Raw genomic sequence first — 22,895 nt, 5'->3', positions numbered from 1 at the left:
CCCTTGATCAGCGGCGTTGGAATTCAGGCGACATCAGCAGCAGCACCAGGGCCTGCCGGGCGTCGGCTGCGCGTTCGATCTGCTGGTACGTGGTGTCGGTCAACAGCGGGCCCAGGCTGGCGCGTGCGAGCGCCCGGGCGTCGATCTGGTCACCAAAGCGCTCGGCCTGCCGCTGTGCCCATTCGACGCGCTTCCAGATGGCTTCGGGCCCCAGCCACTCGTCCGCCTGGTCGGGCCAGCCGGCCGGCGAGGGCGCGGTGTGCGGGCGTTGACCCAGGTTGCCCATCGACTCGCGGACCTTGGCCATGTGGCGATCACCGGTGCCCAGCACGCGCAACGAAGAGATGGCGAACTCTTCCGGCGTCTTCAGCTTGCGCGGTCCAGCCTCCCAGGCCTCGGGGGCGTCGATCAACGTGCGGTAGACGGCCGCAAGGTCGCCTCCGGTTTGGTTGAAGGTCTTGGCGAGCTTCTCGACCAGCGGCAGCGGCGGCTCGTCGGCGACGAAATGGCGCGCCAGCTTGGTGGCGATGAAGCGCGCCGTGCTCGGGTGGGTGGCCAGGTCGTGGATCACCAGATCAAGCGCTTGCGGCCCTTCAGGGTACTGCTTGCCCATGATGGTCTTGGGGCCGGGCTCGTGCCAGTGGGGATCGAAGGTGGTGGCTTGGTTGCTGCGCGGCGGGTCGTAGGCGCGCCAGCCGGTCAGCACCGCGGCGAACGCGGTCACGTCGGCCTGCGTGTAGCCGCCCCAGGGGCCGTAGGCACCGCCGCCGCCGGCCACGCCGAGGCTGTGCAGCTCCATGATCTCGCGCGCCAGGTTCTCGTTCAACCCGGTCGATACCTTGCGGCGCTTGTCTTTGTCGCCCGCGGTCCGGCGGGCCAGGCGCTCGGCGGCCTTCGAGTGCGGCCCGAGCGAGCCGTTGTTGTCCAGGTAGCGCAGCATCGCCGCGTGCATCGACGCCTGCCGAAGCAGCGTCTCGAACTTGCCGGCGATGTTGGGGCGGATCGCCTCACGCTCCAACGCGCCGGCCAGGCCACGCACGGGACCCTTGTTGATCGAGACCGAGAAGTGATTGGCCCAGAACAGCGTCAGCCGCTCGGCGAACGGCCGCCTGGTCGCGAGCGCCGTGGCCATGCGTGACTGCAGGTCTTCGTTGACGATCTCACGCAGAGTGAACGCGGGGGCGCTCGACGGCGTGCTGGCAGGGGCCGACGCCGGGCGCATCTCGAGCAAAGCAGAGACTGGCACCTTCTGCTCGGAGTAGGCGGCCAAGGCCTGCACGGCGGTGGGGAAGGGGCCGCCGACGGCCGCATCGGCCGGGCCGATCTGCTTGCGCAGCCAGCCGGCGGGATCGTCGCCGACGTTGTCGAGCTTCGGCTCGCCCAGGCCGAAGCGGTGTGCGGCAATGGCCGCGTAGAGAGGGGGTGTGGTCATGGGCGGGCTCCGGTCGCGCGCTTTCAAGCGTGTACCGTTTTATAACGCCCGCCCATGAAGGGCGTGTACGACTGCACTGCCCAGGAGGGTAAAGAAACTTGTCCTAGGGGTGGCCGCTGGTGACCATCTGCAAGCGACCGGCGTCGATGCTTGCCGAATGCCTAACGCGTGAAAAGGGCTCAACGAGCCATCGCTGAGCCCGGCTGCGCGTTCAGGGCGCCAGCAGCGCGTCGGTGGCCTGCAGGTCTTCGGGCTGCAATTGGCCCGACACCTGACGCAGCTTGAGGCTGTTGACGATCACGTCGTAGCGGGCCTTGGCGAGATCGCGCTGGGTCGTGTAGAGCTGGGTCTGCGCGTTCAGCACGTCCAGGTTCACGCGCACGCCGACCTTGTAGCCCAGCTGCGTGGCTTCGAGCGCCAGCTTGCTCGACGATTCGGCGGCTTCGAGCGCCTTCACCTGTGCCTGGCCCGACTGCACGCCGTAGAAGGCCGTGCGCGTGCCTTGGGACACCCCGCGGCGGGCGGCGTCCAGGTCGTTGCGGGCCTTCTCTTCGAGCGACAGGGTTTCCTTGATGCGGTTCTGGACCGAGAAGCCGGCGAACAGCGGGACGTTCAGTGTCAGTGCCAACGCGGCGCTATTGCTGTTGCCGGCGCGGCTGGAGCTGACGAACGCGCCGTTGCTCGTCGTTTCGCTGGTACCCGACGGGTAGGTCCGGGTGTAGCTCGCGCCCAGGCCCAGGGTCGGTAGATGGCCGGCACGGGCTTTCTCAGTCTCAAGCTTGGCGACTTCGAGGCCCAGCTGGGCCTGCTGAATCGTCGGGCTGCGGGTCTCGGCGCCGGTCACCCAGTCATCTACATTGGCTGGCGCAACCGGCGGCAGTACCACGGGCAAGGCCAGCGGGCGTGGCGTAGCGTTGCTGCGGCCGACCAACTGGTCCAGTGCCAAGCGTTTGACGCGCAGGTCGTTGTCGGCGGCCAGCTCCTGTGCCAGCGACAGGTCGTAGCGCGCCTGCGCTTCGCGGGTGTCGGTGATGGTCGCGGTGCCGACCTCGAAGTTGCGCTTGGCCGATGCCAACTGTTCCGAGATCGCCTTCTTGCTGGCTTGCACCGTGTTCAGCGTGTCTTGTGCCCCGAGCACATCGAAGTAAGCCTGCGACAGGCGCACGATCAGGTCCTGTTCAGCACTGCGCAGCTGTGCCTGGGCGATGGTGACGGCCCGCTCTGATTGTTCGATCGTGACGCTGTTGGCGCGGTTGAACAGGCTTTGCTGTGCCGACAGGACGACCTGGTTGTTGGTCGTGCGGGTCTCGGTGGTGGAGGGGGCCGTGACCTTGACGAAAGTGTTCGGCGGCGCGGGGGGCGAATCCAATTCCCTGAGCGATGTTTGTTCGGCATCCTGCTCGGCCCGCAGTAGCGTTGACGAGGCCTGCAACCCCACCGTCGGCAGCCGCAGCGCCCCAGCCTGGTCCGCCCGGTACTGCGCCGAATCGGCCAGCGCACGCGCCGACAGGTAGGTCGCGTCATAGCCGCGAGCTGCTTCGTACAGCTCCTTCAGGCTTTGCGCCTGCGCCGCGCTGGCGGCGAAGCCGAGGGCCAATGCCAGGGCCAGGGGCGTGAGCCCGGCGGCGCGGGGCAGGGTCGGGCGGCGCGTCAGCGTCATGGTGAGGTCCTCTTGGGTCGATGGAGTTGTGGTGTCAGCGGGGGCGGTTCAACGGCACGTCATGAGGCGGCCGACCCTCGTCGGCGTGGCTTCGCCGCCGCCGGCGAGTTTGTACGCGAGGGCGGGGCCCTGGCGCAGCAGGAATGCGACGACTTGCGTGCTGCGCAGGCCGTGATGACAAAAACCGGCGACGGGCTGCGAGCGATGGGTCCGGCGGCGCGTCGGGGTCATGCGCGGCTCAGAAGTGGAAGCGGGTCGGCTCGGCAAAGCCGTCCAGCCGCGGCGCGACGGTGTCGAACAGCACCGTCTTGGCCACTGACCCGCTGGCCTGGCGGGTGTACAGCGTGGCCTGCATGATGGGCTCGGCGCCTTCGATCGCGATCAACCGGCCACCCGGCTTCAGCTGCGCCAGCAAGGTTTGCGGCACGCTGGCGACCGAGCCCGAGAGCATGATCGCGTCGAACGGGCCGGACTCGGCCAAGCCGTCGCGGCCATCGGCTTCGCGCACCTCGACGTTGCCGATGCCGGCACGGCGCAGGTTGTCGATCGCCATCTTGGCCAGCACCGGGCGGTTTTCCAGCGTGATCACTTCGCGCGCCCGGTGGCTGAGCAGCGCGGCCATGAAGCCGGAGCCGGTGCCGACTTCGAGCACCGACTCATGGCGCTGCACCTTCAGCTCTTGCAGCATGCGGGCTTCGACCTTGGGCGACAGCATCACCTGGCCTTCGGGCAGCGGCACCTCGGTGTCGATGAAGGCCAGCGCGCGGTGCGCCGGCGGCACGAAGTCTTCGCGTTTGACGATCGCCAGCAGCTGCAGCACGGCCTGATCCAGCACCTCCCAGGGGCGGATCTGCTGTTCGATCATGTTGAAGCGGGCTTGTTCGATGTTCATGACGGCCTCGAAAGATGGAATCGCGAGCGGCTCGGCTCGGGGCAACTCTTCATTCTAGAGAACGGGTGGGGCCGTTGGGCCTGGGCGCAGGCCGTTGAGGATCAGGTCCAGGTGCTGGCGGATGAACTCCGCCGGCTTGGTCAAGTGCGAGTCTGCAAAACCGCAGGCACCCATCGAATGCTTGTGCAGGCACAGCATGACCATCGGCAGCACGATCGAGTGCACGACGCCGTCGACGTCGACCGGGCGGAACTCGCCGCGGTCGATGCCGCGCTGGATCAGGCCGCCGATCAGCACGTGGCCGGGCTCGATCACCTCGTGCAGGTAGAACTCGCCGATGTCGGGAAAGTTGCGCACCTCGGTCATCACCAGTTTGAAGATGGCCGAGCTGGGGCTTTCATAGACGTTGACCCACCAGTCGGTCATCAGCTCGACCAGCAGCTCCCCGGTCGGGCCGTTTTCCTGCGCCAGCCGCTCGGCGCCGCGGGCGATGTCAGCCAGCAACGTGTGGCGGATGACTGCCTTCAGCAACTCTTCCTTGCTCGGGAAGTACAGGTACAGCGTGCCTTTGGAAACCCCGGCGCGTGCAGCCACCTCTTCCGACTTCGTGGCCGCAAAGCCCTTTTCGACGAACAGCGCCAGCGCGGCATCCAGCAATTCGCTGGGGCGGGCGTCTTTTCGGCGCTGGCGGATGGAGGACGACAGGGACATGATTGTTAATGACTGACTGGTCAGTAATATTAGCAGCCCGGGGACGCGCGTCAAGCCACCGGGTTACGCTGGAGTGATGAATATCAACCTTTCGCGACGCCGATCGCTGGTTCGAGCCCTGGCCGCCGGGGCTGGCGCCGCCCTGGCCGGTTGCACCGGCTTGATGGGAGCACCACGGGTGGCCTACGGCGAAGCCGAGCTGAACCAGATGTTGGGGCGTCGCTTCCCGCTTGAAAGGCGTGTGCTGGAGGCGCTGGACCTGAGCCTGGCCAACCCGCGGTTGACCTTGAGGCCGGAGGCCGCTCGCCTGGCGACCGAGTTCGACCTTCTGGCCCGTGACCGGGTGTTCGGCCACAGTTGGCGCGGCCAACTGGCTCTGGACTACGGCCTGCGTTTCGAGCGCAGCGACAACAGCCTGCGGCTTGTCGGCGCCCGCGTCACGAGGTTGACGCTTGACAAGGGGGGCGGCGCGCAGGCCGAGCGCATCGGTGCGCTGGTGATCGAGCAAATGCTGGCCGACACGGTGATCCACCGGCTGAAGCCGGAGCAAATCGACCGGCTGACCCAGGCCGGGTACGAGCTGGGCGAGGTCAAGGTCACCGTCAGGGGTGTCGAGATCGACGCCCGGCCACGCCGCTGAGCGGACGCCGCGCGGCGTCCGAGGGGCCCGCTATCATCCGACGCTTTGCTTGCTGCCGCCGGAGCCTTCGCACTTGGACCCGTTGTTGTTGATCAAAGCCGCCGTGATGGGCGTGGTCGAAGGCCTGACCGAATTCCTGCCGATCTCGTCGACCGGCCACTTGATCCTCGCCGGTGCCTTGCTGGACTTTGCCGATGCGAAGGCCAAGGTGTTCGAGATCGCGATCCAGAGCGGGGCCATTCTTGCCGTGGTGCTGGTGTACTGGCAGCGGCTGGCCGGTGCGGTGATCCACCTGCCAACCAGCGAGGGCGCGCGCCGTTTCGTGTTGAACGTGGTGATCGGCTTCCTGCCGGCGGCCATCATCGGCTTGCTGGCCTACAAGACGATCAAGGTGTATCTGTTCAATGCACCGGTGGTGGCCACCTCGTTCATCGTCGGCGGCTTGTTGATCCTGTGGGCGGAAAAGCGCCAACAAGGGCATGAACCGCGCGTGGCCCATGCCGACACGATGACCGCGATGGACGCATTGAAGGTCGGCCTGGTGCAATGCCTGGGCATGATCCCCGGCACCAGCCGATCGGGCGCCACCATCATCGGCGGCATGCTGCTGGGCCTGTCGCGCCGCGCCGCCACCGACTTCAGCTTCTTCCTCGCGATCCCGACACTGGTCGGCGCCGGCGTCTACAGCATGTGGAAGGAGCGCGCGCTGCTGTCAGCCACCGACTGGCCGATGTTCACCGTCGGCTTCGTGGTCTCGTTCGCCTCCGCCTGGATTTGCGTGCACTGGCTGCTGCGCTACATCGCCACCCACCGCTTCACCGCCTTTGCCTGGTACCGCATCGCCTTCGGAGGCGTGGTGCTTCTGACCCACTTCATGGGCTGGGTCAAGTGGACGGACTGAGCCCTCCGAGGGGGCTCGCGCAGCGAACCGGCGACGGTCAGCGTCGAATAAAGACGAGGTCCCACACCCCATGGCCGAGCTTCAGGCCGCGGTTTTCGAACTTCGTCAGCGGTCGGTAGTCGGGCTTGGGCGCATAACCTTCGGCCGTGTTGACCAGTGCTGGTTCGGCGGTCAGCACTTCCAGCATCTGCTCCGCATAGGGCTGCCAATCGGTCGCACAGTGCAGGTAGCCGCCGGGCGCCAGGCGCGTCACCAGCTTGTTGACGAAGCCCGGCTGGATCAGCCGGCGCTTGTTGTGCTTCTTCTTGTGCCAGGGGTCGGGGAAGAAGATGTGCACGCCGGCCAGCGAGCCGGGGGCGATCATGTGCTCGAGCACCTCAACCGCGTCGTGCTGGACGATGCGCAGGTTGCTGAGCCCGGTGTCGCCGATGAGCTTGAGCAGCGCGCCGACACCTGGCGTGTGCACCTCGACGCCGAGGAAGTCGGTGTCGGGCCGCGCTGCCGCGATTTCGGCGGTGGCCGCCCCCATGCCGAAGCCGATCTCCAGCACCAGCGGAGCCTTTCGTCCGAAAACTGCGGCGGGATCGATCGGCGCCCGTGCAAACGGCAGCACGAAGCGCGGCCCCAATGTCTCGAGCGCGCGCTGCTGGCCGGTGCCCATGCGGCCGGCGCGCAGCACGAAGCTGCGGATCGTGCGACGCGGCGTGTCGGAAGGCGATTCGTCGGTCTCGGGGCCGGCGTGCGGGGGCTTGGTCATCTGGAATGTTGGGGAGCGGCGATCGGCCACGAACCCCTAGAACTGACCCGCTGGCATCGCGTTTTTCCGGACGCTGCAACAACGCGGTCCGGGCGATGCTCGTGGGATGTGGTGGTATGAGCGGAATTGTGCCCGAGCGGTCGCGTTGACGCGGCGCGACAGCCTGCGCCTGGGCGCAGGGCTGGTGGCCTCGGCATGCCTGCCTGGCGCCTGGCAAGGCGCCCATGCCGCCGCGCGGTCGCTGCCCCTCGGCGCCGCCGCTGCACGCAAGCCTGGCATTGGCGAGGCGTTGCTGCGCAGTTGCGGCTTGCCCGGTGCCAGCCTCGGGGCCTATGCACGGGCACTCGACAGCAGCACGCCGCTGGTCGCGTTGAATCCCGAGAAGCCCTTCCAGCTGGCCTCGACGACCAAGCTCGTCACCTCGATGGCCGCGCTCGACCTGCTGGGCCCGCAGTTCCGCTGGCGCACGATGGCCTTCGTGCGCGGCACGATGATGCAAGGTCGGCTGCTGGGCGATCTGTGGATCGTCGGCGGCGGCAACGCCTGCCTCAGCGTGCAAGATCTGCAGAGCTGGATGGCCGAATGGCGCAAGCTGGGCCTGCGCGAAATCATCGGCGACATCGTGCTCGACCGCTTCGCTTTCCAGTTGACCGAGCGCGACCACGAGCACACGCCGACGCCGGCCGCCGACCGGCCGCACCACGCCTGGCCCGACGCGCTGACGCTGAACGAAGGCCGGCTCAAGGTCACGCTGAGCCCGAGTCGCAACGGCAGGCCCGGTGTGCTACTGGAGCCACCACTGGCCGGCGTGCGCATCGAGCAAGGCCGCTCCGGCGGCGGTGGCTGCAACGCCTGGGCGCATTGGAGCGACCCGGCCGATGCCGAGCCGCGCATCAGCGTGCAAGGCAGCCTGGGGCCCGGCTGCAGCCGGCGTGAGTGGGTGTTGGCGCCGTTGCCACACGCCGAATTCACCGCCCGCGCAATCGCCGGGTTGTGGCGGGAAACCGGCGGCCAACTGCACGGCCGTGTGCTCGACAAGTCACGCCCCGATCGCCACGCACTGATGCCAGAGGGACCGGACGGCGAGCCGCAGCTGCCGTTCTCGACCCACATCTCGGCGGCGCTGCCCGAGTTGCTGCGTGAGATCAACAAGACCAGTGACAACCTGGCCGCGCGCAACCTGATGCTCGCCCTGTCGCGCGGCTTTCCGCACAAGCCGGCTACGTTGCCGGCCGCACAGGCCCGCATGCGCGAATGGCTGGCGCGCCAGGGCATCGCGCCAGGTGACGTCGAGATCGAGAACGGCTCCGGCCTGTCGCGTGGTGAGCGTGCGAAACCCCGTGCCTTCGTCGACTTGTTGAGCAAGGCGTGGACGGCACGCCAGGCATCGAGCCTGATCGACTCTTTGCCGGTGGCAGGCGTCGATGGCACGCTGGAGCACCGCATGACCCGCGGTGCCGCCGCTGGCCAGGCCCACCTGAAGACCGGCACGTTGCTCGATACCCGCGCGCTGGCCGGCTACGTGAATGCGCGCAGCGGCAAGGTGTACGCCGTCGCTGCCTTGGTGAACCATCCGGAGGCGGCACGCGCCACGCCCGCGCTGGATGCCTTCATCGAGTGGCTGGTGCGCGCGAACTGACGCCAGTGCACCTTGACTCAGCTCAAGTCCGCGACTCGGCAAACGCCGTGTCGACGGTTTTCGGGCGCGGCGCGCGAAATGCATTTTTGAGCCGCAGCAACGGGCTCTCGAAATAGCGGTAGCTGATCGCCGCGACGCCAACGCTGAGCAGCAGGCCCAGGCCGAACAAGCCGAGCGGCGAATCGATAGCCAGCATGTGCAGCAGCCGGCGCGCCACGTCGAGCGCCGGCTTGTGCAGCAGGTAGATGCCATAGCTGACGGTGCCCACATAGGCCAGCGGGCGCCATTGCAGGCTGCGCACCAGCACGTGCCCCGGGTTCATCACCAGCGCACCCAGCAGCAAGGTGATGACCAGATGCAACCCGAGGCGTGGCCAGCCGCGCAGGCTCCCCGGCCAATTCAGCAAGACCACGCCGGCCAGCACCAGCACCCACAGCGAACGTGGGGTCAGCAGGCGCCGCAACCATGCGTGTGCACGGTCGTTCTGCAGGGCGAACGCCAGCAGCACGCCCAGCACGATCGGCGTGAACGTGGCCTGCAGGATGTCCAGCGATTCGTAAGGCATGCCCATGGAGCGCAGCCAACCGTCGAGCCAGCCGAAGTTGACGGCCTGGTTCAACAGCAGAAAGGCCAGCAGCCATGGCAGCGCCCAGGTGCCCAGCAACACCAGCAGTGGCGGCCAGACCAGGTAGAACTGCTCCTCGGTCGACAGCGACCAGCTGATCGCCATCAGCGAATCGGGCTGGATCCAGTTGCTCAGGTAGCTCGCATGAAAAGGCAGGGCCGCGAGAAAGGCACCACGCTGCGGCGACTCAGGCGCCCACACGAAGTACAGCGTCAACAGTGCGAGCAATGCGTAATACAGCGGAAAGATCCGCAGCGCGCGACGGGCGTAGAAGTTCGTCAGCGAGATCTGGCCGTGCATGGCCTGCTCGCGCAGCAGCAAGGTGGTGATGAGCAGGCCGCTCAGTGCAAAGAACAGGTCGACCCCGAGAAAGCCGTTGGCCGAAGCCGGCAGCCAAGCCACACCCGGATGCGAGTGATGCCAGACGACGGCCATCACGGCAAGGGCCCGCACGCCGTCCAGTCCGGGGATGTGGCTGACGGCGAGTTGTTGTGGGCGCATCGAGAGAAAAGTCCGGCGTGGCAGGTGAGGTGCCGATTTTGGCCCGGCCCTGTCCCACCCAACCGGTTAGAATTCGCGCCGCTGCGGGTGTAGTTCAATGGTAGAACGGCAGCTTCCCAAGCTTCATACGAGGGTTCGATTCCCTTCACCCGCTCCATGATCATCAAAGCCGGCCTTGTGCCGGCTTTGTTCATTTCAGCGGGTGCGGGTAGAAGCCTGCGCGGCGGACGGTGAGGACACGCCCGGGCTCACGTTAGATGCTCACCCGGTCATGTCCCCACCGTCCGCCGCCATTCGAGGTGGCGAGGCCAGGCGTGCCGGTGGCTGGGTGGAGAGGCGGGGTGGAAGCCCTTGCCTTGTCACGCAAGCCACAGCAGGCGACGTGCACGTCAGCATGAAAAAAGGCCGGCGCATGGCCGGCCTTGGGTCTCGCGAATCCCGGCTACTTCTGCTCCGTCGCCGACACCGTGCCGCCCGCCGGCGGCAACGTCCGGTTCGCCGCGTGGTGGCGGCGATGGAAGAAGCCCTGGATCTTGTGCACCGCGTCGTCGACGAAGGTGAAGACCACCGGGATCACCAGCAGGCTCAAGAAGGTCGAGGTGATCAGGCCGCCGATCACGACGATGGCCATCGGTGAACGGAAGCTCGGGTCGACGCCCAGGCCGATCGCGATCGGCATCATGCCGGCGCCCATCGCGATCGTCGTCATCACGATCGGGCGGGCCCGCTTGTGGCACGCATCCAGCAGCGCCTCCATCCGTGTCATGCCGTGCTCGCGGCGCGCCATGATCGCGTACTCGACCAGCAGGATCGAGTTCTTCGTCGCGATGCCCATGAGCATGATCAGGCCGATCATCGACGGCATCGACAGCGCGGTGTGCGTGATGAACAGCGCCATGAACGCACCCGGCAGCGACAGCACCAGCGCCACCAGGATCGTGATCGGCTGGACGAAGTCCTTGAACAGCAGCACCAGCACGATGTAGATGCACAGCACGCCGGTCAGCATCGCCAGGCCGAAGCTGGCGAACAGCTCGGCCATCGCCTCGGCATCACCGACGCTGCGCTGGATCACCCCCGGCGGCAGCTTGGCCAGGCTGGGCTTGGCGAGCGCCTGCTGCTCGACCTCGCCGAGCGGCTGGCCGTTCAGCTCGATCTCGAAGTTGATGTTGCGCAGCCGGTCATAGCGGTCGATCTGCGCCGCGCCGCTGTCCACCGCGATCGTGGCGACGTTGCCCAGCATCACTGGGCCGCGCGCGCCGGGCACCGACAGGCGCGACAGCAGGTCGAGGTCGGTGCGCGCGTCGTCGGCCAGCTTGACGACCACCGGCACCTGGCGCTGCGACAGGTTCAGCTTGGGCAGCGCCTGGTCGTAGTCACCCGACAGCGCGATACGCAGCGTGTCGGCAATGGCCGACGAGGTGACGCCCAGGTCGGCCGCCCGCGCGAAGTCCGGCCGCACGACCACCTCGGGCCGTACCAGACTCAGCGTCGATGTCACCGCGCCGATGCCCGGGATCGTGCGCAGGTCGCGCTCGACCAGGCGTGCATGCTCGGCCAGCACGCGGCCGTCTTCACCCGCCAGCACCAGCAGGAACTTCTCGGCCGAGCCGCCGAAACCCACCTTGACCCGCGCGCCGGGCAGCGGCTGCAGCGCCTCGCGCAGCTGGGCCTCGATGTCCTGCTTGCTGATACCGCTGCGATCGCCGCGTGGCGTCATGTTGATCGTCAGCGTGGCTTTGCGCACTTCGGCCGCGCCCGCGGGCATGAACGGGTCGGCACCGGTCGAGCCGCCGCCGATCGCCGTGTAGACGAGCTTGATGTGTTCGTTCTTGGTGATCAGCTCGCGCGCCTGCTCGGCCGCCGCGTAGGTCTGCTGGAAGGTACTGCCCGGCGGCAGCGTCACCGTGACCTGCGTTTGCGACAGGTCGTCCGGTGGCACGAAGCCGGTCGGCAGGTAACCCAGGAGCATGACCGATGCGGCCGTGAAGCCGATCGCCGACAGCGTCACCTTGATGCGATGCTTCAGTGCCCACGCCGCCCAGCGCATGTACATCGACATCCACTTCGGGTCCGGCTTCTCGGGCTGCGGCTTCAGCATGTAGGCCGCCATCATCGGTGTCAGCATCCGCGCGACCACCAGCGAGAAAAACACCGCGATCGCCGCCGTCCAGCCGAACTGCACGAAAAACTTGCCCGGCACGCCGGCCATGAAGGCCGTCGGCAGGAACACCGCGATCAGCGTGAAGCTGGTGGCGATGACTGCCAGGCCGATCTCGTCGGCCGCTTCGCGAGCGGCCTCCAGTGGTGTCTTGCCCATGCGCAGGTGGCGCATGATGTTCTCGATCTCGACGATCGCATCGTCGACCAGGATGCCGACCACCAGCGACAGCGACAGCAGCGTCACGATATTCACCGTGAAGCCCATGAAGTACATCACCGCGAAGGCCGGGATCACCGACAAGGGCAGGGCCGTGGCCGAGACCAGTGTCGCGCGCCAGTCCCGCAGGAAGAACCAGACGACGATGACGGCCAACAGCGCGCCTTCGTACAGCAGCATCATCGAGCCGTCGTAGTTCTCGATCACCGGGTCGACGAAGTTGAAGGCTTCGGTGATCGTGATGTCCGGATGCAGTGCCTTGAGCTTCTCCAGCTCGGTGCGCACGCCGTCGGCCACCTCGACCTCGCCGGCGCCGCGGCTGCGCACGATCTCGAAGCCGACGACCGGTTTGCCGTTCAACAATGCGGCCGAGCGCTGCTCGGCCACCGTGTCCTGCACCGTCGCGACTTGGTCGAGGCGGACGTGGCGGCCATCGCTCAACGTGACGTCCATCGCCGCGAGTTCATCGGCGGACTGCACCGTCGCGATCGTGCGCACCGATTGCTCGGCGCCGCCCACGTCGGTGCGGCCACCGGCCGCCTCCTGCTGGGTCTGGCGCAACTGGCGCGAGATGTCGGCTGCGCTGGCGTTCAGCGCCTGCAGCTTCAGCGGGTCGAGGGCAACGCGCACCTCGCGCGAGACGCCGCCCACACGCGTCACGGCACCGACGCCGCGCACGCTGAGCATCGATTTCGCGACCTGGTTGTCGACGAACCACGACAGGGCCTCGTCGTCCATGCGGTCCGACGCGACGGTGTAGGTCAGGATCGGCGTGCCGGCCAGCTCCATCTTGCTGATCACCGGGTCGCGCAGGTCGCCCGGCAGGTCCGAGCGCACGCGCGAGACGGCATCGCGCACGTCGTCCACCGCCTGCTGCGTCGGCTTCTCGAGGCGGAACTCGACGGTGATCGTCGCCACACCATCCTGCACCGTGGTGTAGATGTGCTTGACACCTTGCACCGTGGCGACCGAGTTCTCGATCTTGCGGGCGACCTCGGTCTCCAGCTGCGACGGCGAAGCGCCGGGCAGCGACGCGGTGACGATCACCGTTGGCAGGTCGATGTCCGGGAAGTTCTGGATCTTCATCCAGCGAAAGCCCATCAGGCCCACCAGCGTGAGCATGATGAACAGCAACACCGACGGGATCGGGTTGCGGATCGACCAGGTTGAAACGTTCATCATCGTGAATCCCTCACTTGCCCGGTGTCGCCGCCGGCACAACGCCGATCGGCGACGCGGCCTTGGCGACCGGCTTCGCGGCGGCCGCGTCGACCACGCGCACCAAGTCGCCATCGGCCAGGAAGGCCCCGCCCGAGGCGACGACCTTCGCATTGGCATCGACGCCGCTGGTCACCTCGACCCGGTCGCCGACGCGCCGGCCGACCGCGACCTTGGTCTGCGCGACCTTGCTGTCGGCACCCACGCGCAGCACATAGCTGAAACCGTCGCGCAGCACGACCGCGCTTTGCGGCAGCGTCAGCGCCTGGCCGCTGCCGATGTCGAAATCGCCGCGCGCGAACATGCCGGCGCGCGCTTCGGCCGACGCGGGCAGGTCAACATAGACCAGCGCATTGCGGGTCTTGTCGTCCACCGTCGGCGCGACCATGCGCAGCTTGCCGGTGACGCTGCTGCCCGTCGGCAGAGCCACGTTGACAGCCATGCCGGCTTTCAGGCGCGGCAGGTCGCTCGACGGCACTTCGGCGCGCCATTCGAGCCGGCCCTGGCGGATCAGGCGGAACATTTCCATGCCGGCCGGCAGCACCGCGCCGACGGTGGCGCTGCGTGACGAAATCACGCCGTTGTCGGGCGCCAGCACCTGGGTCTGGCGCAAGCGCAGCTCCTGCACGCGGGCCATCGCCTTCTGGGCGTCGAGCCGGGCCTTGGCGGTGCGCTCGGCGGTGAGGTACTGGTTGATCTGCTGCGCGCTCAGCGCGCCGGTGGTCGACAGCTCGCGCGCGCGCTGCGCGTTGGCCTCGGCTTCGGCCAATGTGGCTTCGGCTTCGCCTACCGCGGCGCGGGTCTGATTCAGCTCCGCCTGCACGGTGTCGGCGGCGAAGGTGGCCAGCACCTGGCCTTTTTTGACCACATCACCGACATTGGCGCGCACCTCGGCCAGACGCAGGCCGTTGGCTTCGGTGCCGACGACGGCCTCCTGCCAGGCGGCGATGCTGCCGTTGGCGCTGAGCTTGGTGACCAGCGTGGTGGTCTGCGGGCTGGTGGTCGTGACGGTCAGTGCAGCTTGCGCGGCAGAGGCGCCGGCGGCGGGCGCGGCCGGCTTGTCGGCAGCGTGGACCCAGGTGCCGAGCGCGGCGAGGCCGGCGGCGGCCAGGGTGGCGGAAACAATCCAAGTGGGGCGCTGTGGCGTCTTCATCTCGTGTCCTCAGGGGTCTCGGTGTCGGGCGCGCTCAGCGAGCGGCCATCGGGGCGGTGTCGGCCGGTTGCCAGCCACCGCCGAGGGCGCGGTAAAGCGTGATCCAGGCGGTCACGCGTTCGCGCTGCAGATCGATCAGCTGACTGCGCGCCAGCGCGGCGCTGCGGCGTGCGTCTTCCAGCTCGAACAGGCTGGCCAGGCCACCGCGGTAGCGTGCCTCGGCGGCGCGGAACGAGGCCTCGAAGCCGTCGACCGCGACCCGCGCGTCTTCGCTGCGCGCGGCGCTGCTGTCGAGCTGCACCAGCGCACTTTCGACCTCGCGCACGGCGGTGCGCAGCTTGCCACGGTAGTTGGCCACCGTTTCGTCGTAGCGTGCCCGGGCCGCGTCGACGTTGGCTGCTCGCACGCCAGCATCGAAGATCGGCAGCGACACGCTCAGCGGCCCGAGGCTCCACAGGTTGCCTTCGGTGCTGCCACCGGCGAAGTCGATGCGGGCGCGGCTGACCGAGCCAGCCAGGCTGACGCGCGGCAGGCGTTGGGCCTGGGCCTGGTCGACATCGGCGCTGGCGGCCTCCACGGCATGGGACGCGGCCGCCACATCGGGCCGCTGCGCCAGCAGCTCGGCCGGCACGGTGCCGACGTTGAGCTGCGCCGGCTGCGGCAGCTTGGCCTTGGCGGCCTCGAGCCGGCTGCGCAACGTGGGTTCGTCCTGGGCGGTCAGCGCGACCAGGGTCTTCAGCTCCAGGTCGCACTGCGCGGCCTGGGCCGCCAACTGCGAGCGGGCCTGGGCGGCGCTGGCCCGTGCCAGGGCATCGCTGGCCGGTGGCTGGAAGCCCGCTTTCGCGCTGAGGCTGGTCAGGCGTGCGGTTTCGATGCGCGAAGCGGCGTCGGTCTGCGTCTGCACCCATTGCGCTTCGCAGGCCCGCAGCGCCACGTAGCTCAGCGCGGCTTCGGCCGCCACCAACACGCGCGCATCGTGCCAGTCGGCCTCGGCGCCTGACAGGCGGGCGGCAGCCGCCTGGCGGCCGGCACGGCCGGCGCCGAAGAGGTCGATCTCCCAGGCGGCCTGTGCGCCGACCAGCGCCGTATTGGCCAGCGGCGTGCCGATCTCGGCGCGACCACGGGTCAGGCTGGCGCTGGCGTCCAGCGTGGGCCACAGCGCGGCGCCGGCAGCGGCGCGCGCGGCGCGGGCCTGCGCCAGGCGCGACTGCGCTGCCGCCAAGGTCGGGCTGGCGGTTTCTGCCGCGGTCACCAGTTCGGCCACCAGCGGGTCATCGAACTGCTGCCACCAGCGGGTCAGGTCGGCACTTTGCCCCTGGTGCGGCAGCGGGGCGTGCCACTGCGCCGGCGCGGCGGTCTTCAGCGATTCCGGTGCCGGCGGCGTGCCGGCGCAGCCCGCCAGCAGCGCGGCCTGCGAGGCCGCCGCCACAGGGGCGATCCACTTCATGCGCTTCAACAGAGATCTCCTCCAGCGCCGCAGCCGGCCAGCGCCAGCGGGCGACTTCTCGGTTCGATGTGGGTGCCGGTGCGCGGTGAAAGGCACTGGCAGTGACCCGGTGCCTGGTTGGGCCTGGCGCGCAGCTGGGCCCTGTCACATCGGCAGCGGGGTCGTGAAGGATTCAATGGTATTTCTGACGACTGGATCAAATGCGGATTGACATCTTTTGTTACGTGGGGGCGGCCCCGAGTCCTCGTAGCGATGCTGGATGACTGGTATCTCACTGGTAGCTAACTGGTGCTATTCTGCCGATCGGCGGCCACCAGGGCGAGCCATTCGACGCGGGGGTTTCGGTGCGGATCAAGCGGGTTGCTCTTCAGGCGGTGTGGGTTGCAGGCGCGATGTGGGGCGTGGGCATGGGGACCGCCGCGGCGGCCGGAGATCCGCCAGCGTCGGCGTTGTTCAGCGGCCGCTTCATGGACTTCGAGCGCAGCAGCGCCAAGGTGGTTGGCGTCTACGTGCCGAATTGGGAGCCGGTGGCGCTGGTCGACGGCCTGAGCGGCCAGAACGTGACTCACCTGCTGTATGCCTTCTTGCATGTCTGCGGCGCCGGCCAATTGGAGAAAGACGCGCCGCGTTGCGAAGGCAAGGGCGAGCATCAACTGGCCGAAAGCGCCATCGACCAGAGCTTCGACGACGCCTTCCAGCGTCTGAAGAAGCGCGCCTCGCATGTCAAGGTGCTGGCCTCGGTTGGCGGCTGGGGCGGCTCGGACCCGTTCTTCCACTTCGCCAACGATCCGGCCAAGCGGGCGCGCTTCACCGCCTCGGTGGCGGACTTCCTGCGCCGCCACCCGGGCTTCGACGGCGTCGACATCGACTGGGAACACCCGACGAGCAACGGCAGCGCCAACGGCGTGGCGCTCGGCGCCCCTGCTGACGGGCAAGGGTATGCCGATCTGATGCAGGCCCTGCGCAAGGCGGTCGACACGCTGTCGGCAGAGACCGGCCGTCCCTACCTGGTGACCAGCGCGATCAACACCACCAAGTCGCTGGTCGACAAGATCAACTACCGCGATGCGGCGAAGGCGATGGACCTCGTCTTCATGATGAGCTACGACTACTACGGGCCGTGGACGCCGAAGGCCGGCCACCACACCGCGCTGCGCGCCGCCGGTGACGGCCTGGAAGACAGCCTGTCCGGCGGCTTGAAGACGATGCTGGCCGCTGGCGTGCCGGCAGCCAAGCTGGTGGCCGGTGTCGCGATGTACGGCCGCGGCTTCACCGGGGTGGTGCCACCGTCAGCGAAGGCCACGAGCTTCAACGGCAGCAAGCGCGACGGCGTCTTCGCCGGTGCCGACGGCTCGGTGATCTATCGCGACATCGCTTCGCGTTACCTCGACAAACAGGGTCAGGGCCGCAGCGGCTACCGGGTCGTCTATGACCCGCAGGGCGAGGCCTACGCATTGTGGAACCCCGCGACCCGCTTCTACCTCGGCTATGACGACCCGCGCGCGGTGCTGCGCAAGGGCCGCTTTGCCGTCGGCCAAGGCCTGGCCGGCGTGTTCGCGTGGGAGCTGTCGCAAGACAACGGCGACCTGCTCAACGCGATGAACCTGGGCGTCGGCCACGTGCCACGCCTGCCCTGAAGTCACGCGCCGACGTGAGCGGCAGCCAGCATGAGCACCCGAGCGGCAATGGCCCAGCACACCGCCATGCCTGACAGGTAGACCAGCGCGCGCCACGGCTGCAACCCGAGCAGGAACACCGCGGTGTGGGCGTACCTGATCAGGACATACGCGCCGAACAGCCACTGCGCGGATGCAACCGGCGCGCCCAGCAGGACATAGGCCAGCGCCAGCGCCAGGAACAACGGCAGGTTCTCCGTGTCGTTGCGCCAGACGTTCGCGCAGCGCCGCACGAACGGGGCTTCGTCGTCTGCGTGGCGGCCCCGCATCAGACGCGCGTCCTCCGGGATCGGAAAGACACCGGCGCGGGCTCGACTGACCACCTGAAGCAGGCTGGTCAAGCTGGTCTTGGCAAACAGCGCGACGAGTGCCCAGGCGAACGCGGGCAGGGCGGGCAGCGTGGTGGTCAGCGAGGTGGTGGTCAGGCTCATGGTGCCGGAGGGTCTGTTGACGATGCGGTCATTGGGCCGCGCAGGGCGCCGCTCATCCAGTGGCTGTTTCGACACTCTGGTGTTCAAATCCGCCAATGGCTTCCGATCACCCCAGCACCGTCCGGGTGGGCATTCTTGTGTTCCCGGGCTGCGTTCGAAGCGCAGCGGTCGTACCCCACGACGTCTTCGAACTGGCCAACCGGGTGCAGTCGGCGCGGCCCGTGCGCGGACGCGTGGCCTTCGACGCGGTCTGGGTCAGCGCCCGCCCGGGGCGATCGATCGAGATTGACGGGCTCCGATTTGCGGTCTCGCCAGCCAACGTTGCCCAGCTCGACGCGCTGATCGTCCCCGGGGTCGAGCACGCGGACGCCCAGAGTCTGTCGACGGTGTTGGCCGCCTTGGCCCCGGAGCAATCGCTGCTGCGCAAGGCCGCACGCAACGGGTTGCACATCCTCGCCGGTTGTTCGGCAACCTGCCTCGTCGCCCAGTCGGGCCTGCTCGATGGCCGCAGAGCCACGACCAGCTGGTGGCTGGCGGGTTTCTGCCGCAGCCATTTCCCCTTGGTCGCGCTGCAGCCCGAAGAGATCCTGCTGCAGGACGGGCCGTTCGTCTCTGCCGCCGGGCTGACCTCCTACTTCGATCTCGCGCTCTGGCTGGTCGGCCGGCGTGCAGGGGCCGACCTGCGCCAGCTGATCGCTCGCATGCTGCTGCTGGAGCAGCGTTCGATCGGCCAGACGCCTTATGCGACAACGGCCGCGCTGCCGGGGCATGGGCCGGTGGTGATGGAGCGCGCGCAGCGTTGGCTCGTCGCGCACGTGGACAAGCCCTGGACGGTCGCGGCCCTGGCCCAGCACTGCCATACCAGCGAGCGGACCCTGCTTCGGCGGTTCAACGAGGTGCTGGGTTGCTCGCCCGTGAAGTACATGCAGCAGCTGCGCGTCGATCGCGCCAAGCGCCTGCTGGAGTCGACGTTGATCTCGCTCGAGGACGTGGCCACCCGGTGCGGCTACCAGGATGTCGCCACCCTGCAGCGGGTGTTCAGGAAGCTGGCCGGCGTGCCGTTGGGAGAGTACCGGGTTCGCTTCGGGATCCGCCGTTGAGGCGGAACCGCCTGCCAGGTCACCAATCCTGCGGCAGCTCGTATGCCCACTCGTTGAGGTTCGACTGGCGCAGCCGTTCGCGCAGCTGTGGCGGCGGCTGGCTGGTGAACAGCCTCAACTCCTTCGTCATGTGCGACACGTCGGCAAAGCCGGCGTCGCGGGCCAGTTGAGCCAGCGCTCGATGGCCGCGCTGGCCCGACAGCTCGCGCGCGAGGCGCACCGATTCCTGCACGCGGGCCAGGCGCAGCAGCATCTTCGGGCCGATGCCGAGCGCGTCCATCACCCGCCGGTTCAGCTGACGCTCGCTGAGGCCGGCGTGCCGCGCCAGCTCGGCCACCTTCAGGCGCCCCAGGCCGAACGAGCCCCGCTCCAGCACCGCCGCCAGTGGGTCGGCGCCGGTCCCCAGGGCATGGCGCTCGATGCGCTGGCGCAGCATCTGCTCGAGCACCATGATCTGGCGCGCCACGGTGGGTTGCTCGGCCAGGTGCTCGCTGATCTCCAGGTACTCGTCGGGCGTCAGGATGTCCTGCGCGTCAACCCACGCGTTGGTCAGCTCGTGGCTGGGCACGCGGCTGATGCGCGCCGCGGCGCCCGGCTTGAGCAGCGCCGTGGTGATCTCGGGCTCGTCGACCAGTTCACGCCGCACCGGCAGGGTCATCGCGCCGGAAAAGGTGGCCGACGTGACCAGGCTGCCGCTCACCGGGTCGCGCAGGGCGCCGCGGTGAACGATCGACAAGGCCGAATAGACGTTGGCCGGGAAGCTCACTGTCTGGGCAGGCCCGACGGGGGCCGGGCCCGAGCCGGCTCGGCGTCGCACGACATAGCCGACCACGTGCTTCGCCAAGGCCGGCGACGGGTGCAGGAACAGGACTCGGTAACGTGGCTCAGACATCGGGACGACAAGCAGATGGCGGGTGTGTGCATGTCATGCAATCGACGGACCATGGGTTGAACATGACTGGGGCGAAGAAATCGGACATTTCGGGCCGTGGTTGCAGGCCCGAGCGCCACGATGTGTCGACATTTCACGGCCGGCTGACACGATTTGTCGGTGGCTGCAATGCCGAGCTCGGGGCTGGCCGAGGGGCGCCGGAGCCGGCAGCCCGGTGGCACGCGGTTTGCGAGATGAGGGGCTCCGTTCCACAACCCAGCAGTCATGAACAACAACACACGAACGAGCGGCAGTGCCTGGCGCGCGTGGGCCGCGCCCCTGGCGCTTGCCTTGGTGATGAGTGTCGCGCCGCACGCGGCCACCGCGGTGGAAGACGCCTCCGTCGCGGTGACGACCAACACGCTGGTGGCACGCGTACCAGTGACCCAACACCCACGGCTGTGGATCCGCGCACAGGACCTGCCCGCGCTTCAGGCCTGGGCGACCGCGTCCAACCCGATGTTCGACGACCGCGCCAACGGCGGGGGGCTGCTGCAGCTGGCGTTGACTGCCGCGCAGCGGGTGGAAGACGGCACCGTGCCCGGCCAGGACAACGGTGGGTCGACCTACACGCCGTACCCGACCGAGTCTTACGCCGCGCTGCTGGCGTTCATGTCGCTGGTCGACAGCGATGCGAGCCGCCGCGCGCGCTGGATCCGCACCGCGCGCACTGCGCTGTTCGCGGTGATCGACGAAGCCGACAAGGGCATCGGGCCCGGCAAGTTCCGCAGCGCCTCGTTCGCAAGCTCGGACCGCGGCCGTTGGCACGGCGAGTCGTTTCCGCTGGCGGTGGACTGGCTGTACCCGCAACTGAGCGTTACCGAGCGCCAGCGCATCCGCCGCGTCTTCCTGCGCTGGTGCGCCGAAGACCGCGACGGCTATCCCTCGGTCACCTACTACAACACCCACGCCAACGAGGTGCCGAAGGATGCCTCGCGCCGCAACAACCCGGCGCTGCTGGACCTGAAGGACCCGAAGCGAAGTGCCGTGCGCTACGCGATGAACAACTACTTCATGGCCCATGCGCGCAACATCTTCATGATGGCCAACTCGATCGATGCGGTGGATGACGTGACCGACCCGCGCGTGCCGAACGACCGCGACGGCGCACTGGGCGACTTCATGGACGAAGCGATCGGCACCTACCTCTACATGACCGACTACGCCTTCCGCAACGACGGCAAGGGGGGCATCAGCCCCGAGGGCGCCGAGTACGGCGAGTCGATCGGCTTCTACTATGGCCTGCTGCTGGCGCTGAACACCTCGGGCCGCGACGACACGGTGCGCGACGGCAAGAAGGTCAGCCTGGTCGGCAACCCCGTCTACAAGACCTTGCTGCCCGGCTACTACCACAGCCTGACGACCAAGAAGGTGGCCACCGACTACGGCAGCGTCTATCAACCGTCGTGGTTCGGCGACGGCGAACAGCTGTACATGCAGGACCCGATGCGGGTGATGGGCCCGAAGGCGCTGGGTGCACGCTATGCCGCCGATGCGGCGACGCTGAACGGCGCGCGCTGGATGGAGTATGTCTCGCCGCCGGACAACCCGGGCCGTCTGTCACGCCGGGCGAACAACGACGACGCGATCGTCGACTCGATCTACTACTTCCTGCTGTTCGATCCGGCCTCGCCCCCGCCGACCGACCCGCGCGCCGGGCTCAAGCACTACAACTACGCGCCAGGCATCGGGCGCATCCAGGCGCGCACAGGCTGGGCCGACAGCAACGCGACCCGCATCTTCGACTACAAGCTCGGCTACAACACCATCGACCACCAGCACGGCGACGGTAACACCTTCGACTTCTGGCGCAAGGGCGAGTGGCTGACCAAAGAGTTCACCGCCTATGGCGCCGGGGCGGCGATGAGCGAGTTCAAGAACACGCTGACCGTGCAGAACAATCCGGGGGCGCCGGTAGGTGACTACCAGGCCCCGCACCTGGCGCGCGGCAGCCAGTTCCTGCTCGGCAACCACGATGGTGACCCGAAGGTGCTGCTGCAAGGGCAGGGCAAGGATTTCGTCAGCGTGACCGGCGACGCGACCAACCTCTACAACTTCAACAACGGCTGGGTCTCGGCGCGCGATGTGTCGCACGTGAGCCGCAGCCTGCTGTGGTTGAAGCCCGATGCGCTGGTGCTGATGGACCGCACCAAAACAACCGTGAGCGGCCGCTTCAAGCGCTTCAACCTGATGCTGCCGAGCAGTGGCAGGGCACCGACGATCAACGGTGACGGGGTGGTGGCCAGCACGCCTGGCGGCCAGCGGATGGAGGTGCGCACCTTGTTGCCGGCCGCCGGCAGCCGCACGATCGATGTCGAAGGCCCGACACTGAACCTGCCCGACAGCATGTGGAAGGCCACGCTGGACCCGATGTCGGCCAACAAGTCGAACTGGACCGGCGGCTACCGCCTGCGGGTCGAGAACCCGAGCCAACCCGCGTCGGTCAACTTCCTGCATGTGCTGCAGGGCTACGATGCCAAGGCCAACCCGGCCGCCACGCAGCTGTTGCGCAGCAGCTCGGGCACGCCGATGACCGGTGCGCTGGTGGGCAGCACCGCGACCTTGTTCGTCGACGACCTGTCGCGTGCGATCACCAGCTTCACCGTGCCGTTGCCGGCCGCTGCCCACCGGCTGCTTCTGGCGGGCACCGTGGCCAACGCGGCTTACACGGTCAGCGTCAGCGTCGACGGGCAGGGCGCCCGCACGCTGCATGTCAGTGACGGCGGCACGCAACTGGCCGGCGCGCACGGCGTGCTCGACATCACCTTGCCATGAGCCACCACCCGGGCCGATGGCATCTC

The 22,895-nt window shown here is 68.1% G+C and carries 18 protein-coding genes and 1 tRNA gene; 7 read left to right on the top strand and 12 right to left on the bottom strand.

Features of this window, described 5'->3' with window-relative positions; translation table 11 throughout:
- Nucleotides 1–7: 7 nt before the first annotated feature.
- The 5 genes from VFY73_RS20965 to VFY73_RS20945 all read right to left on the bottom strand — a co-directional run bounded on the left by VFY73_RS20965 (nt 8) and on the right by VFY73_RS20945 (nt 4,695).
- Nucleotides 8–1,432 (bottom strand): DUF1800 domain-containing protein, encoded by a 1,425-nt coding sequence (locus VFY73_RS20965; protein ID WP_329722433.1) that lies wholly within the window; start codon nt 1,430–1,432, stop codon nt 8–10.
- A 211-nt stretch (nt 1,433–1,643) separates the two neighbouring features.
- Nucleotides 1,644–3,092: a TolC family outer membrane protein gene (locus VFY73_RS20960; protein ID WP_329722431.1), complete on the bottom strand. Its 1,449-nt coding sequence runs from the start codon at nt 3,090–3,092 to the stop codon at nt 1,644–1,646.
- A 48-nt stretch (nt 3,093–3,140) separates the two neighbouring features.
- Nucleotides 3,141–3,323, bottom strand: a complete 183-nt coding sequence (locus VFY73_RS20955) for a hypothetical protein (RefSeq protein ID WP_329722429.1) — start codon at nt 3,321–3,323, stop codon at nt 3,141–3,143.
- 7 nt (nt 3,324–3,330) lie between these two features.
- A complete protein-coding gene (locus VFY73_RS20950) occupies nt 3,331–3,984 on the bottom strand; it encodes a protein-L-isoaspartate O-methyltransferase (protein ID WP_329722427.1) in 654 nt (217 codons plus the stop codon).
- A gap of 54 nt (nt 3,985–4,038) precedes the next feature.
- Entirely contained in the window at nt 4,039–4,695 is a 657-nt protein-coding gene (locus VFY73_RS20945) for a TetR/AcrR family transcriptional regulator (RefSeq protein WP_329722425.1), read from the bottom strand.
- Nucleotides 4,696–4,771: 76 nt separating this feature from the next.
- On the opposite strand from VFY73_RS20945, the gene VFY73_RS20940 reads away from it, so the two are divergent.
- Together VFY73_RS20940 and VFY73_RS20935 are read left to right on the top strand one after the other, a co-directional pair.
- Nucleotides 4,772–5,335 carry a hypothetical protein gene (locus VFY73_RS20940; protein WP_329722423.1) on the top strand — a complete coding sequence of 188 codons (564 nt, stop codon included), beginning with the start codon at nt 4,772–4,774 and terminating at the stop codon, nt 5,333–5,335.
- Nucleotides 5,336–5,408: 73 nt separating this feature from the next.
- A complete protein-coding gene (locus tag VFY73_RS20935; protein ID WP_329722421.1) occupies nt 5,409–6,236 on the top strand; it encodes an undecaprenyl-diphosphate phosphatase in 828 nt (275 codons plus the stop codon).
- Nucleotides 6,237–6,273: 37 nt separating this feature from the next.
- Here the strand turns inward: VFY73_RS20935 and trmB are convergent, their stop codons facing one another.
- Nucleotides 6,274–6,993 (bottom strand): tRNA (guanosine(46)-N7)-methyltransferase TrmB, encoded by a 720-nt coding sequence (gene trmB / locus VFY73_RS20930; RefSeq protein WP_329722419.1) that lies wholly within the window; start codon nt 6,991–6,993, stop codon nt 6,274–6,276.
- 145 nt (nt 6,994–7,138) lie between these two features.
- On the opposite strand from trmB, the gene dacB reads away from it, so the two are divergent.
- Nucleotides 7,139–8,632 carry a D-alanyl-D-alanine carboxypeptidase/D-alanyl-D-alanine endopeptidase gene (dacB, locus tag VFY73_RS20925; protein ID WP_329722417.1) on the top strand — a complete coding sequence of 498 codons (1,494 nt, stop codon included), beginning with the start codon at nt 7,139–7,141 and terminating at the stop codon, nt 8,630–8,632.
- 22 nt (nt 8,633–8,654) lie between these two features.
- Here dacB and VFY73_RS20920 read toward each other — a convergent pair whose 3' ends face one another.
- Complete coding sequence (locus tag VFY73_RS20920; protein ID WP_329722415.1) at nt 8,655–9,758, bottom strand: acyltransferase; 1,104 nt, start codon at nt 9,756–9,758, stop codon at nt 8,655–8,657.
- Between the two features lie 83 nt (nt 9,759–9,841).
- Between VFY73_RS20920 and VFY73_RS20915 the strand changes: the two genes are divergently transcribed.
- A tRNA-Gly gene (locus tag VFY73_RS20915) sits at nt 9,842–9,915 on the top strand.
- 285 nt (nt 9,916–10,200) lie between these two features.
- On the opposite strand, the gene VFY73_RS20910 is transcribed toward VFY73_RS20915, so the two are convergent.
- The 3 genes from VFY73_RS20910 to VFY73_RS20900 are packed head-to-tail and all read right to left on the bottom strand — an operon-like array spanning nt 10,201 to nt 15,956.
- Nucleotides 10,201–13,317, bottom strand: coding sequence for an efflux RND transporter permease subunit (locus tag VFY73_RS20910; RefSeq protein ID WP_329722570.1), 3,117 nt, complete (start codon nt 13,315–13,317; stop codon nt 10,201–10,203).
- A 13-nt stretch (nt 13,318–13,330) separates the two neighbouring features.
- Nucleotides 13,331–14,509 carry an efflux RND transporter periplasmic adaptor subunit gene (locus VFY73_RS20905; protein ID WP_329722413.1) on the bottom strand — a complete coding sequence of 393 codons (1,179 nt, stop codon included), beginning with the start codon at nt 14,507–14,509 and terminating at the stop codon, nt 13,331–13,333.
- A gap of 34 nt (nt 14,510–14,543) precedes the next feature.
- On the bottom strand, nt 14,544–15,956 hold the full coding sequence (locus VFY73_RS20900) for an efflux transporter outer membrane subunit (protein WP_329722568.1): 1,413 nt from the start codon (nt 15,954–15,956) through the stop codon (nt 14,544–14,546).
- 407 nt (nt 15,957–16,363) lie between these two features.
- Between VFY73_RS20900 and VFY73_RS20895 the strand changes: the two genes are divergently transcribed.
- A complete protein-coding gene (locus VFY73_RS20895) occupies nt 16,364–17,593 on the top strand; it encodes a glycoside hydrolase family 18 protein (protein WP_329722411.1) in 1,230 nt (409 codons plus the stop codon).
- A 2-nt stretch (nt 17,594–17,595) separates the two neighbouring features.
- Here the strand turns inward: VFY73_RS20895 and VFY73_RS20890 are convergent, their stop codons facing one another.
- Nucleotides 17,596–18,063: an MAPEG family protein gene (locus tag VFY73_RS20890; protein WP_329722409.1), complete on the bottom strand. Its 468-nt coding sequence runs from the start codon at nt 18,061–18,063 to the stop codon at nt 17,596–17,598.
- Nucleotides 18,064–18,158: 95 nt separating this feature from the next.
- Between VFY73_RS20890 and VFY73_RS20885 the strand changes: the two genes are divergently transcribed.
- Entirely contained in the window at nt 18,159–19,163 is a 1,005-nt protein-coding gene (locus VFY73_RS20885) for a GlxA family transcriptional regulator (protein WP_329722407.1), read from the top strand.
- 19 nt (nt 19,164–19,182) lie between these two features.
- On the opposite strand, the gene VFY73_RS20880 is transcribed toward VFY73_RS20885, so the two are convergent.
- Complete coding sequence (locus tag VFY73_RS20880) at nt 19,183–20,055, bottom strand: helix-turn-helix domain-containing protein (protein WP_329722405.1); 873 nt, start codon at nt 20,053–20,055, stop codon at nt 19,183–19,185.
- A 264-nt stretch (nt 20,056–20,319) separates the two neighbouring features.
- Between VFY73_RS20880 and VFY73_RS20875 the strand changes: the two genes are divergently transcribed.
- Nucleotides 20,320–22,869, top strand: a complete 2,550-nt coding sequence (locus VFY73_RS20875) for a hypothetical protein (RefSeq protein ID WP_329722403.1) — start codon at nt 20,320–20,322, stop codon at nt 22,867–22,869.
- Nucleotides 22,870–22,895: the final 26 nt, after the last annotated feature.

The organism is Ideonella sp. (genome assembly GCF_036277275.1).
Lineage (GTDB): Bacteria > Pseudomonadota > Gammaproteobacteria > Burkholderiales > Burkholderiaceae_C > Ideonella.
This window is presented reverse-complemented; position numbering and strand designations above follow the sequence as displayed.